The organism is Methylobacillus sp. MM3 (assembly GCF_001645185.1).
Taxonomy (GTDB): Bacteria; Pseudomonadota; Gammaproteobacteria; order Burkholderiales; family Methylophilaceae; genus MM2.
Genome location: NZ_LXTQ01000030.1, coordinates 248,052 through 264,794 on the forward strand (window position 1 = coordinate 248,052; position 16,743 = coordinate 264,794).

Annotated in this window: 13 protein-coding genes and 1 tRNA gene; 4 read left to right on the forward strand and 10 right to left on the reverse strand. The window is 57.9% G+C overall.

All coding sequences use genetic code 11. From position 1 onward, the window contains the following. Positions 1–33 precede the first annotated feature (33 nt). Positions 34–621, reverse strand: coding sequence for a cytochrome c5 family protein (locus A7976_RS10060; RefSeq protein WP_067110955.1), 588 nt, complete (start codon positions 619–621; stop codon positions 34–36). Positions 622–722: 101 nt separating this feature from the next. On the opposite strand from A7976_RS10060, the gene A7976_RS10065 reads away from it, so the two are divergent. Together A7976_RS10065 and A7976_RS10070 are read left to right on the forward strand one after the other, a co-directional pair. Further along, positions 723–799 (forward strand) — tRNA-Arg (locus tag A7976_RS10065). 116 nt (positions 800–915) lie between these two features. Then, a complete protein-coding gene (locus tag A7976_RS10070) occupies positions 916–3,489 on the forward strand; it encodes an EAL domain-containing protein (RefSeq protein WP_067110958.1) in 2,574 nt (857 codons plus the stop codon). A 61-nt stretch (positions 3,490–3,550) separates the two neighbouring features. Here the strand turns inward: A7976_RS10070 and secA are convergent, their stop codons facing one another. After that, complete coding sequence (gene secA / locus A7976_RS10075; RefSeq protein WP_067110960.1) at positions 3,551–6,274, reverse strand: preprotein translocase subunit SecA; 2,724 nt, start codon at positions 6,272–6,274, stop codon at positions 3,551–3,553. A gap of 65 nt (positions 6,275–6,339) precedes the next feature. Further along, positions 6,340–7,221, reverse strand: coding sequence for a M23 family metallopeptidase (locus A7976_RS10080; protein WP_067111185.1), 882 nt, complete (start codon positions 7,219–7,221; stop codon positions 6,340–6,342). 80 nt (positions 7,222–7,301) lie between these two features. On the opposite strand from A7976_RS10080, the gene A7976_RS10085 reads away from it, so the two are divergent. Both A7976_RS10085 and A7976_RS10090 read left to right on the forward strand, forming a co-directional pair. Next, positions 7,302–7,718, forward strand: coding sequence for a DUF721 domain-containing protein (locus A7976_RS10085; RefSeq protein WP_067110962.1), 417 nt, complete (start codon positions 7,302–7,304; stop codon positions 7,716–7,718). Between the two features lie 5 nt (positions 7,719–7,723). Continuing rightward, a complete protein-coding gene (locus A7976_RS10090; protein WP_067110965.1) occupies positions 7,724–8,515 on the forward strand; it encodes a sulfite exporter TauE/SafE family protein in 792 nt (263 codons plus the stop codon). Here A7976_RS10090 and A7976_RS10095 read toward each other — a convergent pair. From A7976_RS10095 to ftsA, 7 genes are all read right to left on the reverse strand, one after another. Then, the gene (locus tag A7976_RS10095; protein WP_067110967.1) at positions 8,510–9,727 is read right to left on the reverse strand and encodes a multifunctional CCA addition/repair protein; all 1,218 of its coding nucleotides are present in this window, start codon (positions 9,725–9,727) and stop codon (positions 8,510–8,512) included. The genes A7976_RS10090 and A7976_RS10095 overlap by 6 nt on opposite strands. 5 nt (positions 9,728–9,732) lie before the next feature. Continuing rightward, positions 9,733–10,689 (reverse strand): complex I NDUFA9 subunit family protein, encoded by a 957-nt coding sequence (locus tag A7976_RS10100; protein WP_067110970.1) that lies wholly within the window; start codon positions 10,687–10,689, stop codon positions 9,733–9,735. Positions 10,690–10,699: 10 nt separating this feature from the next. Continuing rightward, complete coding sequence (locus A7976_RS10105) at positions 10,700–12,652, reverse strand: transglycosylase SLT domain-containing protein (protein WP_067110973.1); 1,953 nt, start codon at positions 12,650–12,652, stop codon at positions 10,700–10,702. A gap of 359 nt (positions 12,653–13,011) precedes the next feature. Beyond that, complete coding sequence (locus tag A7976_RS10110; protein ID WP_067110975.1) at positions 13,012–13,194, reverse strand: hypothetical protein; 183 nt, start codon at positions 13,192–13,194, stop codon at positions 13,012–13,014. Positions 13,195–13,211: 17 nt separating this feature from the next. Continuing rightward, the gene (gene lpxC / locus A7976_RS10115; protein ID WP_067110977.1) at positions 13,212–14,129 is read right to left on the reverse strand and encodes a UDP-3-O-acyl-N-acetylglucosamine deacetylase; all 918 of its coding nucleotides are present in this window, start codon (positions 14,127–14,129) and stop codon (positions 13,212–13,214) included. A 125-nt stretch (positions 14,130–14,254) separates the two neighbouring features. After that, positions 14,255–15,424, reverse strand: a complete 1,170-nt coding sequence (ftsZ, locus tag A7976_RS10120) for a cell division protein FtsZ (RefSeq protein WP_067110980.1) — start codon at positions 15,422–15,424, stop codon at positions 14,255–14,257. Between the two features lie 64 nt (positions 15,425–15,488). Beyond that, positions 15,489–16,727 (reverse strand): cell division protein FtsA, encoded by a 1,239-nt coding sequence (ftsA, locus tag A7976_RS10125; RefSeq protein WP_067110982.1) that lies wholly within the window; start codon positions 16,725–16,727, stop codon positions 15,489–15,491. Positions 16,728–16,743: the final 16 nt, after the last annotated feature.

Consider the following 16,743-nt stretch of genomic DNA (forward strand, 5'->3'; position numbering starts at 1 on the left):
ATAAAAAAGCCCGCTGTGAGCGGGCTGTAGTGGTTACTTTGCTGGTGCCGGAGCAGCGGCTTCAGCTGGCGCTGCGGCTTCGGGTGCAGCTGCTGCCGAAGCGGCCGCTTCAGGCGCGGCGGGCGGCTCCGGAGCCTTGAAACTGGCACCAGACTTGTTGGCCATGTACACCACGGCGCTCTCCACTTCATAATCGCTCAGGTCGGGGCTGCCGCCGCGCGCGGGCATCATGCGGATGCCTTCGATCGCATGCTTGACCAGAGTCTCGTAGCCTTGGCCGATACGCGGGCCCCACGCACCGTTATCACCGATTTTCGGGGAACCGAGCGCGCCCGCGGCATGACAGGCGGCACAAATTGCCTGAACCACTTCTTCACCGCTTTTTTGCTGGGTGGCACCGCCGCCGTTGGCAGAAAGATTCACTTCCGCAACCGGTTTGATCCGCTCAACGACAGAAGCCTCGGCAGCCGTCGAGTTGCTTTCTTCGACCTGATTTGCCTGAATACCGACCATCATTTTATAAATCAGAAAAAACACCAAGGCCGGAGCAAACAGTCCTCCGAGTAAAGCAAGAACAAACTGCTTGACTGTAGTCTTGGGAAATTCGTGGTGCGTGCTCATGGCCTAAATTCCTAAATATGGGGTAAAAAATATTGAATTATACTGATATCCCTGCACCCGGACAAAGCACAGGGACGAGGCATTTGCTATAATTTGGGCATGCGCCCGTAGCTCAGTTGGATAGAGTATTGGTTTCCGAAGCCAAGGGTCACTGGTTCGAATCCAGTCGGGCGCGCCACTCCCTTCCCGCATTTCTTCATCCCTTCTTGTAGCACACCCTTGTAAGTGCTAGTCTTCTCAGCGTTTTACTACATAATAACAATAGCTTTCCAGCCGCTTCTAATGCAGGGGGATATGTTGGATAACATCAAGGATTGGTTTGCATTAATCGACCCGGCACCCATCGGTGCCTCATTCGATTGGTCACCCGGCATTCTATATTTATACGCACTCTCCGATGTACTGATCATTCTTTCCTGTTATTTGATCCCGTTGGCATTCGCTTACTTCGTCTGGCACCGCAAGGATTTGCAACATCGCTGGATATTCCTGATTTTCGGCATTTTCATCCTTGCCTATGGGATGACGCATCTGGTTTCGCTGGCTTTGCTTTGGCATCCAGTTTATTGGTTCGATCTTTCCATGAAGCTCCTGACTGCCGCCATTTCCGTCGGCACCGCTTACATGGTCCTCAAGATTCTTCCCCATGCGCTGAAAATTCCCAACCCGACCCAGCTGGCGGCAGAAGTGGAAGCGGAAATACAGGAGCGGCGCGAAGCTTATGTGGCCTTGAAAACCACCGAAATCTCGCTACGCGAATCGCGCGAGGAATTGCGCAAGGCCAATCTGGAACTGGAAGGCCGTGTCGAATCCCGCACACAGGAACTTGCGCGGCAAACCGCTGTTCTGCGTCGCATCATCGACTCCATCCCCGACCTGATCATCCTAAAGGACACCAATAGCGCCTATCTCGGCAGCAACAAGGCATTCGAGGAATTCACGGGCAAACCCGAGCAGGAGCAGATAGGCAAAACGGATTACGATCTTTTTGACTCCAACCTGGCCGTCACCTTTCGCAGCCTCGACAGGCAAATCCTGGAGTCGGGACAAACCCACAGCCAGGAAGAATGGGTCACCTATCCGGATGGCCGGCAGGCTCTCCTGAGTACGGTTAAAACACCTTTTTACGGCCCGGACGGGGAGATACTCGGCCTGGTCGGCATCAGCCGCGACATCACGGACCGGGTAGAGGCGGAGAATTCCCTACGTCAGGCAGCTACAGTATTCGAAAGCACGCGCGAGGGTGTGATCATCACCAATGCCGACAAATACATCCTGATGGTAAATCGCGCCTTTACCGAAATGCTGGGATACACCGAAGCGGAGGTCTTGGGAAAATCGACCGATATGCTGCAATCGTCGCGCCACGACAGGGAGTTTTTCCGTCGCATGTGGACGGAAATCAAGACGATAGGACACTGGCAAGGTGAGGTATGGAATCGCCGCAAGAGCGGCGACGAATTTCCTCAACTGCTGAGCATCAGCACGGTAAAAGACAACGAGGGCAAGGTCTCGCAGTATGTCAGCGTGTTCACCGACATTTCCAAGATCAAGGAAACCGAGGCCGAGCTTGAGTTTCTGGCGCACCACGACCCGCTGACCCGCCTTCCGAATCGCCGACTGCTACTCTCGCGCCTCCAGCACGGGATCGACGTCATCAAACGCGAAGGTGGCATGTTTGCATTGCTGATGCTGGATCTTGACCGCTTCAAGGATGTCAACGACAGCTTTGGGCACGCCACGGGCGATGAGTTGTTGCAACAGGTCGCCGACCGCTTGACGAAACGGTTGCGCACCGTCGATACGCTTACCCGCCTGGGCGGCGATGAGTTCACCGTATTGCTGCAAGGCATCACCAATCGGGAAGACGCCGGCCGTGTCGCCAGCGAAATCGTCACGATGCTGGGTGAACCATGGTTTCTTTCCAACGGCTTCGAAGTGCGCATTGGCTCCAGCGTCGGCATCACCCTGTATCCCGATCATTGCTCAACAGCCGAAGAAATGCTGCAACAGGCCGACACGGCGCTTTATCAAGCCAAGGAGGAAGGCCGCGGCCGCTTCAAATACTTCTCCGAGGATTTGACTATCGCCGCTCGCGAACGCATCGCCCTTGAGGCAGCATTGCGGCGCGCACTCACCGAAAAGGAGCTGCGCGTTTACTATCAGCCGCAAATCGATATCGCTACGGGCGAGCTGGTCGGCGCGGAAGCCCTGCTGCGCTGGCAGCATCCCGAAGATGGCATGATGCTGCCCAGCCGCTATATCTCCGTCGCTGAAGAAACCGGGCTGATAGGCGCCATCGGCGATTGGGTGCTCATGGAAACCTGCATCCAGGGCAAGAAATGGCTGGACAGCGGGCTTAAGCCGATAACGCTGGCGGTCAATCTTTCGCCCCAGCAATTCCACCACAAGGATATTACCGCCACGGTCTCGCGCACCTTGGAAGAAACCGGATTTCCGGCCCGGCTGCTCGAGCTGGAACTGACCGAAACCATCCTGATCAAGCGCGAGCAGGATGCCGTCGAGAAAATGCATCTGCTGCGCGAACAAGGCATACGCCTGGCCATCGACGACTTCGGTACCGGCTACTCCTCGCTCTCCTACCTCAAACGCTTCCCGCTTGATGTACTCAAGATCGACAAGAGTTTCGTCGACGACATTCCAGAGCATCGCGACGACATGGAAATCGCCAACACCGTGATCGCCATTGGTCATACTCTCGGCTTCAAGGTACTGGCGGAAGGCGTTGAAACGAAGGAACAGCTGGAGTTTCTCAAGAAGCAAGGCTGCGATTTATACCAGGGCTATCTGATGAGCCCGCCCTTGCCTGCGGATGAATTCGAAAAGTTGCTGCAAGCCAAACACTAAAGCCCGGCGTAATAAAAAAACAGCCCCGACTGGGGCTGTTTTTAATGTTGGCTCACTTGCCTCAACTCAACTTGCCGTGGCATTGCTTGTATTTCTTGCCTGAGCCGCATGGGCAAGGATCGTTGCGACCGATCTTTGCTCCGGCACGCTCGAAGGGCTCCTGCTTGGCTTCTTCTTCCTCGGCAACATTCTCGCCAGCCAGCGCGTTTTCATAATCGGCATGCTGGTAACGTACGTTCTCAAGCTCCGCCGGCTTTTCGACCACTTCTTCCATGTCGGCCTGGCTCTTGATCTGCACCATCATCGTGACCTGCGTGACTTCGCGCTTCACGACAGTAAGCAGATTGGAGAACAATTCGAATGCTTCGCGCTTGTATTCCTGCTTGGGGTTTTTCTGCGCATAGGAACGCAAATGAATCCCCTGACGCAAGTGATCCAGCGCAGCCAGATGCTCGCGCCAGTGATTGTCCAGGCTTTGCAGCATCACGGCGCGCTCGAACTGATGCATTACGTCCGCGCCAGCCTGAGCGATTTTTGCCTGGTAGGTTTCTTCCGCAGCCGCCATGACGCGCTCGGTCAGCGTTTCTTCATGCAGATCCGGCTCTTTTTCCAGCCATTCCTGGATTGGCAGCATCAAGCCAACCTCGACTTCCAGTGATTTCTCCAGCGCGGGCACATCCCACTGCTCTTCCATGCTGCCCGGCGGGATGTGTTCCGCAATCAACTCAAGAATGACGTCATTGCGCATCGCAACAATGGTTTCCTCGATATTCGCGGCTTCCAGAAGTTCGTTGCGTTGCTGGTAGATCACCTTGCGCTGATCGTTGGCGACATCATCGTATTCCAGCAATTGCTTGCGGATATCGAAGTTGCGGCCTTCCACCTTGCGTTGCGCGTTTTCGATGGCGCGGGTAACCCATGGATGCTCAATCGCCTCACCTGCCGGCATGTTCAGCTTTTCCATGATCGCAGCAACACGGTCGCCAGCGAAAATGCGCAGCAGTTGATCCTCCAGCGACAGATAGAAACGGCTGGAGCCCGGGTCACCCTGACGACCGGCACGGCCGCGCAACTGGTTGTCGACGCGGCGGGATTCGTGACGCTCGGTGCCAATGATGTGCAAGCCGCCGGAAGCCAGTATCTGATTATGTACCTTTTGCCATTCGGCCCTGACCTCGGCGGTACGTGCAGCCTTCTGCTCGGCGGTCAATGCTTCGTCCGCCTCGATGGCAAGCAGGTCCGCTTCCGGGTTACCGCCCAGCACAATGTCGGTGCCGCGGCCCGCCATGTTGGTGGCGATGGTGATCATGTTGGGGCGACCTGCCTGCGCGATGATGTGCGCCTCGCGCTCGTGCTGCTTGGCGTTCAGCACCTGGTGGGACAGGTTTTCCTTGTCCAGCAGCGCGGAAATCAGTTCCGAATTCTCGATGGAAGTCGTACCCACCAGCACCGGCTGCTGGCGTGTCTGGCATTCCTTGATGTCTTCGATGACCGCATGATATTTCTCAAGCGAGGTGCGATAGACCTTGTCCATCATGTCTTTGCGCACCATCGGATTGTTGGTGGGGATGACCACCGTTTCCAGGCCATAAATGGAATTGAATTCGAATGCCTCGGTATCCGCGGTACCGGTCATGCCGGCGAGCTTGCCGTACATGCGGAAGTAATTCTGGAAAGTAATCGACGCCAGTGTCTGGTTTTCCTTCTGGATCGCCACGCCTTCCTTGGCTTCCACGGCCTGGTGCAAGCCGTCAGACCAGCGGCGGCCAGTCATCATGCGGCCGGTGAATTCGTCGACGATGACAACTTCGCCGTCGCGGACGACATAGTGCTGGTCGCGATGGAATAGCGACTGCGCGCGCAAGCTGGCATAAAGGTGATGCACCAGCGTGATATTGGCGGCGTCGTACAGGCTGCCGGCAGTCAGCAGGCCGGCTTCCATCAGCAGGTTCTCGGCATGCTCATGTCCCTGCTCGGACATGATGACCTGCTGCGATTTTTCGTCGACCCAGTAATCGCCCTCGCCTTCCTCGGTCTGCTGGCGGACGAGCTTGAGCGCGACGGCATTGATCGCGGTATAAAGCTGCACGCTGTCTTCGGCCTGACCGGAGATGATCAGCGGCGTACGCGCTTCGTCGATCAGGATGGAGTCCACTTCATCGACCACGGCGAAATTCAGATTGCGTTGCACGCGCTCTTCCTGGGTATAAACCATGTTATCGCGCAGGTAGTCGAAACCGAATTCGTTGTTGGTGCCGTAGGTAATGTCGGCAGCGTATGCCTGCTGTTTCTCGTCGTGCGGCATCTGCGACAGGTTGACGCCGTAGCTGAGGCCGAGAAAGTTGTACAGCTTGCCCATCCAGGCAGCATCGCGGCTCGCGAGATAATCGTTCACCGTCACCACATGCACGCCCTTGCCGGCCAGCGCATTCAGGTATACCGGCAGCGTACCTACCAGCGTCTTGCCTTCGCCGGTACGCATTTCGGCGATCTTGCCGTAATGCAGCACCATGCCGCCGATCAGCTGCACGTCGAAATGACGCATGCCCAGCGCGCGACGCCCCCCCTCGCGCACCACGGCAAACGCTTCCGGCAACAGCTTGTCGAGCGATTCGCCGTTCTGATACCGCTGCTTGAACTCTTCGGTCTTGGCGCGCAACTGTTCGTCGGTAAGCGCCTGCATCGCCGGCTCGAGCGCGTTAATGTCGCGCACCGTCTGGCTGTATTGCTTGACCAGCCGCTCGTTGCGGCTACCGAAAATCTGCTTGAATAGGGTGGATAGCATAGAAGGATGTCGATTTCCCGCAGTAGCGGAACATTTGGGTTAGAAGTGGATGGTTAGGACAGAAATTAGCCGTTATTGTTCTTCAGGTATTTGCGCGGGTCCAGCGGAACACCGTTGAGGCGCACTTCATAATGCAGGTGCGGCCCTGTTGAGCGCCCCGTGCTGCCGACCGTGCCGATGGGTTGCCCTTTGCTTACGCGATCGCCGACTTTGACCAGAAAACCGGATAAATGCGCATAGCGCGTATCGAGGCCAAAACCGTGATCCAAGCGGACGATATTACCATAATCCGGTGCTCTTTCCGCTTGGGTCACGATGCCGTCGGCAGCCGCATGAATCGGCGTACCGGAGTCCGCCATGAAATCGAGTCCCTTGTGGAACGCTTTCTGGCCGGTAAAAGGATCGGGGCGCCAACCGTAGCTGGATGAGTTGTAACCGGCACTGACCGGCGCGCCGGACGGGAATGTGGTCTTTTTCAGGTTCTGTTGCAGTAGATGCATGCTGATCGCGTCCAGCCGCTCGGTGCGCTCCTGTACGTCCGCCAGCAATTGGGCTACCTGGCTATCGATTTCCGCGGAAGAAAGGGGCGCCGCCTGTTCGAGAGGGCCGCCCTGGGCGGGACGCTCGCTCACATTGATGTCCTTGACGCCCGCCATCTCGGCCAACCGCGCGCTCAAGGCGTCCAGCCGCATGATGCGCGCCTGGATTTCCCCTAGTTGCTGGGCCAGCGCATTCATATGCTGTTGCTGATTATGGCGGACGGCATTCAACAAGCGCACGGGCAGCAATTCGTTGACGCCTTGGTCCTCGCTGCCGGGCTGTGGCAGAATAAGGGCAGCGGTGATCAATGACGGCACGCTGATCAGGATCGCCAGCAGCAGCAGAAACTGCGGCAACGACAAGGTCCTGGCTTTCGCCATATTGTTTGATACGAAAATGATATTCACACTTTCCCCTTTACCAGGATTCGCCGCTTGCAAACGCGCGCTGGGCGCCTTGCTGCCGAACAAATCCCCGGACTCCCGTCATGCGGCGCATTAACGCGCTCTTCCGGGATAATGCCGAGCTTCATGCCCTGGCGAACGAGGCCGGCAAATTCACCGGCCTGCAAAAAATCTGGGATGGGATCGTGCCTGAGGCACTGCAACCATACACCCGGGCGGGAGGCGTCAAGCACCGTCGATTAACGGTTTTTGCCGACAACGGCGCTATCGCCGCCAAGCTCAAACTGCTCACGCCCAACCTGCTAAAAAACTTGCAAAACAAGGGGGTAGAAGTTACTTCAATTCGCATTGAAGTGCAAGTCCAATCTCAGCGCCGCGCCGCGCCGCTCGTGGCTCGCGAGATCAGCAGCAAGGCCTCCGCCACCCTCTCGCAACTCGCGGACAACCTACCGGATTCCCCCTTGCGGCAAGCATTGCAGCGCCTCGCCGGAAGACGCTGATTCGCATGGAATGGCTGCTTTACCTCGCGACCGGTTTTATCGGCGGCCTGCTCTCCGGCATATTCGGCGTCGGTGGGGGAATCATCGTCGTCCCCATCCTCGCGATGCTGTTCACCGGCCTGCATTTTGCGCCGGATCACATCATGCATCTGGCAGTAGGCACCTCGCTCGCCACCATCATCGCGAACTCGATTTCCTCAACCCGGGCACATCACCGACATAAAAACGTCAACTGGACCATTTTCCGCCACATGGCCCCGGCCGGCGTTGTGGGAGCAATCTTCGCCACATGGCTGGCATCGCACATACACAGTGACGGGCTGAAACTGCTGTTTGCGATTTTCGAATGCGCGATTGCGCTGCATTTGTTCCTGGATCGGCGACCGCTTAAACACGGGGACTTCTCATGGAAACCCGGCCTATACGCATTCGGCGGGGCGGTAGGAATGTTTTCAAGCCTGCTCGGTATCGGCGGCGGTACCGTCTCCGTGCCCTTTCTTATCTACGGCACGCGCGATGTGCGCACTGCCATTGGCACCGCTGCCGCCCTGGGACTCCCGCTCTCGGTAGTTGGCACGCTGGGTTATGCGATCTCGGGAATAGGGGTTCAAGGCTTGCCTTCGCCCAGCCTGGGCTACGTCTATTTGCCGGCCATGCTCTGCATTGCTCTCGCTGGTTTCTTCGGTGCGCCCCTTGGTGTAAAACTGGCGCAACGGCTACCGGTTCATGCGCTGAAGAAATGCCTTGCCGTCCTGCTCTTTCTGCTGGGACTCAAGATGGGCTGGAGCCTGCTATGAATTGGCAGGCATTTGTGCGACGGCGTCCACGCGCGCCCTGAAAACGGCATCGCGGATTTTTTCCGCTTGATCGAACTGCCCCGCAATCGCTCCGGCATCGATCGCCTGAGCAGCCGCCAGAGCACGTCGCAAATAGTCGGCTTCGGGAAAGGCCCGGGTCTCGAAACCGGGGCGACCGCGCACATCGCTTTCGCAGGCCTGCAGAAATGCTTCGAAACGCTGCGGCTGGCGCAGGGCATCGGTATCGTGCAGAAGTTGCACCACGGTATCCGGCCGCATCTCCAGCGCACGATAAGCCTTGCCGTGGAAATTGGCGGTAATGACGGCGACATCGCGGCAATCGTTGGGCACGCGCAGCCGCTTGCAGACATCCTTCACCAGCCCGACCCCACGCTGCTCATGGCCGATATGCCGCGGCAGCATCTCGGCAGGCGTCGTACCTTTTCCCAAGTCATGCATCAGTGCGGCAAAGCGTACCGGCAAGTCAAAATTCTGCGCAGCGGCGTAGTCCACCACCAGCATCACATGCACGCCGGTATCCACTTCGGGATGATATAGCGGCGGCTGCGGCACACCAAAAAGCCTGTCCACTTCCGGCAGGATTTTTTTCAGCGCGCCGCATTGACGCAACACTTCGAACATGCGCGAAGGCCTGGCCTCCATCAGCCCTTTGGCCAGCTCTTGCCAAACGCGCTCGGGGATCAGCGCATCGACCTCACCGTTTTCGACCATTTCGCGCATCAATGCCTGGGTTTCCGCGGCAACGGTGAAATCCGCAAAACGCGCGGCAAAGCGCGCGAGCCGCAGGATGCGCACGGGATCCTCGACAAAGGCCGGCCCCACATGCCGCAATATGCGGGCCCTGAGGTCATCGACCCCACGATACGGGTCGATCAGTGCGCCTTCGGAATCGCGGGCAATCGCGTTGATGGTGAGATCGCGCCGGGCGAGATCCTGCTCCAGTGTCACCTCCGGCGCGGCGTACACCTGGAATCCCTTGTAGCCTTTGGCTGTCTTGCGCTCCGTGCGAGCAAGCGCATACTCTTCCTGGGTTTTTGGATGCAGAAAAACGGGAAAGTCCTTGCCGACGGGCCGATAGCCCAAGGCCGTCATTTGCTCCGGCGTGGCGCCGACAACGACGTAATCGTGATCCTTCACGGCACGGCCGAGCAGTTCATCCCGCACTGCACCGCCGACGCAATAAACCTGCATCGCGACTACTGCTCTCTTCCCGCTTTGCTGCGAAAGCGCAAATAGACCTGGCGCGGCGTATCGTCCGCGAGATATTCGGGCACTACCGCCTCCAGCGCCATCGGCTGGATGCCGAACACTTCAGGAAACGGACAATCGCAGACACTATCGACTTTCATCGAGTAATAATTGTCGCGGGTCATCAGCTTGACCGGCAGCAACTCCATCGCCCACGCCTGTAAATATGAAAGGCGGTCATTGAGACCAATAATGACGCGCTTCAACCTGAGGGTATCGACCACGTATTGCACCAGTTGGCGCAACGTATAGACCTTGGGCCCGCACAGCTTATACGTCTGGCCGAAGGTCGCGGGATTTTCCAGGCTGGCAACGAATGCCTGCGCGACATCCTCGACAAATACCGGCTGGAATCGGGCCTCCGGGCGGGCCAGTGCCAACACCGGCATCACGCGCGCCAGCTTTGCGAAGAGATTGAGAAAACTGTCGCCGCGACCGAAAATCACGGACGGACGGAACAGCGTGACCTGCAGTGTTTCACTTGCCACTTGCATGGCCGCCGTTTCGCCTTTGGCACGGGAGCGCAAGTAAGCACTTGGTGCGTTATCCGCAGCATTCAGGGCGCTCATCTGCAACAAGCGCTTGACGCCCGCCGCCTGGCAAGCCACCGCGACGCGACGCGGCAATTCCATGTGCACCTTATCGAAGCTGGCTCGGCGCGATTCATGCAGAATACCGACCAGATTAATGACGGCATCGCAGCCGCTGACCGCCCGCTGCAAGGCCGCCTCGAAAAATACATCGCATTCCTCGACCTGCACGTCGGGCAGGAGGATCAGATGCTTCGCACGCTCGCGACGGCGCGTCAGCACCTTGACCTGATAACCGGCCGCGCTCAAGCGGTGCACGATATGACTACCCACAAACCCCGAACCGCCCAGCACACAGACTTTTTTTATTTTCATGAACACTTCATCACTCCTCCGCTTGACTCGCTTCAGGCACCACCACAGCCGTCGCGGTTGTTTGACCGGCAATCAGCCCCAGTCGCTGCTTCACAGTCTGTACCTGGCCACCTAGCCTATGCGCGTAAAAATACGCATTGCTCATCACTTTTTGTACGTAATTGCGCGTCTCGCTGAACGGGATGGTTTCTGCGTAGATCGCACCCTCCATCGGTTCCTCCGGCGCCCAGCGCAATGCCCGCGAAGGCCCCGCGTTGTAGGCGGCCGTTGCCATCAGCGTCTGCCCACCCATCTTGTCCAGCGCATAGCGCAGGTAATGCGTACCGAATTGTATATTGGTATCGAGCTCATTGATCATGCCGTGGTTGTAGCCATCCATGCCCATGCGCTTGGCGATCCATTTTGCGGTGGCCGGCATCACCTGCATCAGCCCGGTAGCGCCCACGCCTGAACGCGCATAGCTGATGAAGCGGCTTTCCTGACGGATCAACCCATAGACCCAGGCCTCGTCCAGCCCGTTTTCGCGCACATAATTCTGCATGATCTCGCGGTAAGGCGTCGGGTATCGCATCGCAAAATCGTGCGTCAGCCGTGTTTTCTCGGCGGTGTTGATCGCAATGTCGTACCACTCTTCGCGGAAGGCCACTTCGGCCGCCGCGATCAGTTGCTTGTCGTCCAGGGTTTTGACCACGCGCGCCCATTCGCTGCGCGATTCCCAGCGCATATCCAGGCGTTGTAGCTCAAGTGCGCGCTGAATGCCCGGAATACTTTGCGCAGTGAAGATATCTTCTTTGGTCGCCTTGTAGGATGCAGGCGGCGCGCCGATGATCTCGCCCAACTCTTCTTCCGCCAGCAAGCCGTAATAGGTCCGCTCGCGCGATAGCGGCAACCAGATTTTATTCGCCGCGACAATCTGGCCCTTTTCCTTGAGCGCGCGCCCGTACCAGTATTGCCAGGCTTGATCATCGCGCATATCCCTGGGCATCGCATCGATGGCCTCCTGCACCGTTTCCCATTGCTTTACGCGTAGCGCAGCGCGCGCCTTCCAGGCAATCTGGTCGCGGTTTAGTGGCGTGCCTTCGGCATAACCGAACCAGTCGAGCGCCAGCGCATCGTGCCGTCGCGCCGCATGCAGCGCCATGCGCGCCCACAAGTATTGCTGATCTGGCTGGCTGTAGGCGGGCTTGAGGTCTTGCCATACCTTGAGTGCAAACTCCGGCTGGCTGCGCGAAATGCGTTCCAGAGCATAAAGATTCAACTCTCGCCCCAGCCGCGACTTGGTGGTGTAGGTCTTTTTCTCCAGCACTCGCTGAGGATTCTCATAAACCCTGTCGAAATACTTCAGGCTGGCGGTATCGATTTGCGGCAGATGCTGCGCGACCGCCTTGGCGACCGAAATCTTGCCTTCGCCAAGCGCAAGGCGAACGCGCGCCCATATGTCGTCCGTCGTCAGCGTGCCGAACTTGATCATGTTATCGAAGAGCTGATTGCAGCTATCCGGCTGAAAATCGGCCGAAAACCACAGCGGACGCGCATCCTTCAAGGCACGTTCATCACCTTGCGCGGCCTTGCCGAGATAAGCATAGCAACTGACGGCGGTATCTTCTGCCGCCATGCGCGGATACTCTTCGAAGAACGTCTGCCAATCCTGACGCTTGCCCAGCTTTTTCATCCATTCGGTACGTACGCGCACCGCAAATGGAAGCTCCTGATAACGCTCAAGAAAATCACGTACCTCCGGAGTCGATACATCGTCGAGACGCAGCAGGATTCGCCAGTAATCGACGTACGGGGCGAGTAGGTAATTCTGGGAATGGAGACGAGCGGAATATTCTTCGAGCGCCTGCTCGTCACGCTCGTTGTAGGCTTCGCGCGCGGCGACAAAATCGTCCTGCGGACTGTCGGCCCAAGCCGGGCTGCTGATCAGTAAAACGACCCCGATATACCACCATGCGCGTTGCATTTATTGAACCTGCCACTGCTATCAAGAGGCAAGAATAGCACAGGGCCATGGGTCGGTGAACGGGTGTTTTGGTTGTGGGGAGCGCTGGAAATGGTTGTCGGTACGAGGGTCCGGCTTAACCCAGGCATCAATCTGGTTATCTATCCCCCAGCCATTTTCTCCACACGCTCCTTGTCGCAACGACAGGCAAAATCAGTACAGCCAGCCACCCTGCGATCAGAGTTCCAGCTTCTGCCCATTGCGGCAAGATTCCGGCATGCGGCCCGGCCAATAGCACCACAATGATGAAAGCCACCGCCGCGACGAGGTAGATCAGCAGTGCCAGCAGGAATCAAGTTGCCCGTGTCGTGCCGATTGCGCTAATAGAGAAGGATGCGCCCCACAGCAAGCACGGCGGCCACGGCCAGCAGGAGTAATCCCACCAGTTTGGCGATTTGCCAGGTAAAGCGCAGATAGCGCTTGTCGCGCGTGAAGAGAAAGACGCCGAAGGAAACAACGACGGCGATGAGACCGAAGAAAAGAAGGAAGCGGAGCACAAGCATGGCTTGACTCCGCTAACTCATGCGGCCAATTGTGGTTGCAGCGGGAGAAAGACCTGGGGGGCTTCTTCCGCTTGTTCGAAAGTGGCGTACTCCCACGCTTCGGCATCCGCCAGCAAGGCACGCAGCAGCTTGTTGTTGAGCGCATGGCCGGATTTGTAGGCGTAGAAGGCACCGATCAGCGGATGGCCGAGAATGTAGAGATCGCCGATGGCATCCAGCACTTTGTGCTTCACGAATTCATCTTCATAACGCAGGCCTTCGCTATTGAGGATGCGGTATTCGTCCAGCACTACCGCGTTGTCCAGGCTACCGCCGCGGGCCAGGCCCATGTTGCGCAGCGCCTCAACCTCGTGCATGAACCCGAAAGTTCGCGCACGGCTGATTTCGCGGATGTAGGAATTATCGGCAAAATCGATGGTGACGGACTTGCCGGTATGCTCGATGACCGGATGGTCGAAATCGATGGAAAAATCGATCTTGAAGCCGTGATAGGGTTCGAAACGCACCCATTTGTCGCCATCATGGACTTCGATGGTCTTCTTGATGCGGATGAATTTCTTGGGCACCGGCTGTTCGACGATCCCGGCGGACTGGATCAGGTACACGAACGGGCCGGCGCTACCGTCGAGGATAGGCACTTCAGAAGCGGTGAGGTCGACGTATGCGTTATCGATGCCGAGGCCGGCAAGGGCAGACATCAGATGCTCGACCGTGGCGACGCGTACGCCCTCGACATCCAGCGTGGAGGAGAGCCGGGTGTCTTTGACGTGGTGCGGCAGGGCCTTGATTTCTACAGGGCTATCGAGATCGACCCGGCGGAATACGATGCCGGTATCGGGCGCAGCGGGTCGCAAGGTGATCGCCACCTTGTCCCCGGTATGCAGTCCCACGCCGGTGGCGTGGATCACATGTTTTAACGTGCGCTGCTTTAACACCCGATAATCCTTAATAAAACCAACAACCTGCAATCATAGCACGAATCGCGCCTCTTTCGCTTCGCAAGCGCCCAGGCGAAGACAGCTTCGCCTTGTTACAGCGTTATGACAGTTGCCGCGACGAATCAATCCGCTTGCTTGCGCAAAAATGCCGGAATATCGAATTCGTCCATACCGGTCTGCTTCATCGCTTCCACCTGTGCGCGGCGTGCATTCGGACGGAATGCGGCCGGTGCTTCTTCTTCGATGGAACCACCCACGAACATCGGCTGGTTGTTGGTACCGTTCATCAGCGGCGCCACCATGCGGATTTCCGGCTTTTGCTGACGGCGTGCCGCACCGCCTGCCAGACCCGTTGCCACCAGCGTGATGCGCAGGTCGCCGCCCAGCGATTCGTCGAACACGTTGCCGAAGAACACCGAAGCGTCTTCTGCGGTGAACGACTTGATCGTGTTCATCACTTCGTAGAATTCGTCCATCGTGAAGCTGTCGGCGCTGGAGGTGATGTTTACCAGAACGCCGCGTGCGCCTTCCAGGTTGACGTTTTCCAGGAACGGGCTGTTGACGGCCTGTTCTGCGGCGATGCGTGCACGGTTTTCGCCGGAAGCAATCGCGGACCCCATCATGGCCATGCCGTTTTCGGACATCACGGTACGCACGTCGGCGAAGTCCACGTTCACCATGCCTTCACCGTTGATGACTTCGGCGATGCCGCTCACTGCGTTATGTAGCACGCCGTTGGCAGCGCGGTAGGCTTCCTTGACGGTGATCTTGCCGCCCAGCACCTGGATCAGCTTTTCGTTGGGCACCACCAGCAGGGAATCGACGTACTTGGTCAACTCAGCCACGCCTTCGTCGGCCAGTTTCATGCGCTTGTTTTCGAAACCGAACGGCTTGGTGACGACCGCCACCGTCAGAATGCCCAGTTCGCGCGCCACTTCGGCCACGACCGGAGCAGCACCCGTGCCGGTGCCGCCGCCCATGCCCGCGGTAATGAACAGCATGTCAGCGCCGTCGATGATCTCGGCGATGCGTTCACGATCTTCCAGCGCCGCTTCGCGCCCCATTTCGGGACGGCCGCCGGCTCCGAGTCCGCGCGTCAGTTCCGCACCCAGCTGCAGCTGGATCTTGGCGCGACTCTTCTTCAATACCTGCATATCGGTGTTGGCGACGATGAACTCGACGCCATTCACGTTGTTGTCGATCATGTGCTCGATTGCGTTGCCGCCGCAACCGCCCACACCGATCACCTTGATGACTGCTTCCTGTGAATCCCTATCCATGATTTCAAACATCTTGGCTTCCTCCTTTGTCTGCCGTAACTGATTTAATCTACTGCCGTAACACTGCTTTTCCAGGCTAGAAATTGCCCTGGAACCAACTCTTCATCTTTTCCCAGATCCGCTCGAACGAATTCGATTCCAATTGGCCCTGGATATGCCTTTCGATCTGCTGCTTGCCCATCAACACCAGTCCCACGCCGGTGGCGTAGCGCGGATTTCCGACCACCTCCGACAAGCCGCCGACATAGCGCGGCAAACCGAGGCGCACCGGCATGTGGAAGATTTCCTCGCCCAGCTCCACCATGCCCTTCATCATGCTGCTGCCGCCGGTAATGACGATGCCGGAGGCGATCATTTCTTCCATGCCGCTGCGGCGCAATTCGCCCAGCACGAATTCATATAGCTCGACCACGCGCGGCTCGATCACTTCGGCCAGCGTCTGCACTGACAGTTGGCGCGGATCGCGCCCATCCACACCCGGCACTTCGACGATTTCCTTGGGGTCGGCCAGTTGGCGCAGCGCGCAACCGTGCTTGACCTTGATATCTTCTGCCGACTGCGTCGGAGTACGGAACGCGACCGCAACGTCGTTCGTCATCTGGTCGCCGGCAATCGGCACCACCGCGGTATGGCGAATCGCCCCTTGCTTGAATACCGCGATATCCGTCGTGCCGCCGCCGATATCGACCAGGCACACCCCCAGTTCCTTTTCGTCCTCGGTCAGCGCGGAAACGCTGGATGCCAGCGGCTGCAGCACCAGATCGGTCACTTCCAGACCGCAGCGCTTCACGCACTTGACAATGTTCTGCGCGGCAGAAACGGCACCGGTAACGATGTGTACTTTCACTTCCAGCTTCATGCCGCTCATGCCGATGGGCTCGCGCACGTCTTCCTGGCCGTCGATGATGAATTCCTGCGTCAGGATGTGCAGGATCTGCTGGTCCGACGGCAATGCAATCGCACGCGCGGTTTCGATCACGCGGTCCACGTCGGCCTGCGCCACTTCGGCGTCCTTGATCTTCACCATGCCGTGCGAGTTGAGGCTCTTGATATGGCTGCCGGCGATGCCGGTAAACACGCTGGTAATCTTGCAATCGGCCATCAGCTCGGCCTCTTCCAGTGCGCGCTGGATCGCCTGCACCGTCGAGTCGATATTGATCACGACGCCTTTTTTCAGGCCGCGCGAGGGGTGCTGCCCGAGGCCGATAACCTTGAGGTTTCCTTCCGGCTGCAACTCGGCGACGATCGCGACGATCTTCGAAGTGCCGATATCGAGGCCGACAATCAGATTTTTCTGTTCCTTGATCCTGCTCATGCTTTCTCCGTCCTGG

Bases quoted from the DNA above. Each gene is read 5' to 3' on its own strand.
- A7976_RS10060 (WP_067110955.1), bottom strand. From the start codon at position 621: ATGAGCACGCACCACGAATTTCCCAAGACTACAGTCAAGCAGTTTGTT.
- A7976_RS10070 (WP_067110958.1), top strand. From the start codon at position 916: ATGTTGGATAACATCAAGGATTGGTTTGCATTAATCGACCCGGCACCC.
- secA (WP_067110960.1), bottom strand. From the start codon at position 6,274: ATGCTATCCACCCTATTCAAGCAGATTTTCGGTAGCCGCAACGAGCGG.
- A7976_RS10085 (WP_067110962.1), top strand. From the start codon at position 7,302: ATGCGGCGCATTAACGCGCTCTTCCGGGATAATGCCGAGCTTCATGCC.
- A7976_RS10090 (WP_067110965.1), top strand. From the start codon at position 7,724: ATGGAATGGCTGCTTTACCTCGCGACCGGTTTTATCGGCGGCCTGCTC.
- A7976_RS10095 (WP_067110967.1), bottom strand. From the start codon at position 9,727: ATGCAGGTTTATTGCGTCGGCGGTGCAGTGCGGGATGAACTGCTCGGC.
- A7976_RS10100 (WP_067110970.1), bottom strand. From the start codon at position 10,689: ATGAAAATAAAAAAAGTCTGTGTGCTGGGCGGTTCGGGGTTTGTGGGT.
- A7976_RS10105 (WP_067110973.1), bottom strand. From the start codon at position 12,652: ATGCAACGCGCATGGTGGTATATCGGGGTCGTTTTACTGATCAGCAGC.
- A7976_RS10110 (WP_067110975.1), bottom strand. From the start codon at position 13,194: ATGCTTGTGCTCCGCTTCCTTCTTTTCTTCGGTCTCATCGCCGTCGTT.
- ftsZ (WP_067110980.1), bottom strand. From the start codon at position 15,424: ATGTTTGAAATCATGGATAGGGATTCACAGGAAGCAGTCATCAAGGTG.
- ftsA (WP_067110982.1), bottom strand. From the start codon at position 16,727: ATGAGCAGGATCAAGGAACAGAAAAATCTGATTGTCGGCCTCGATATC.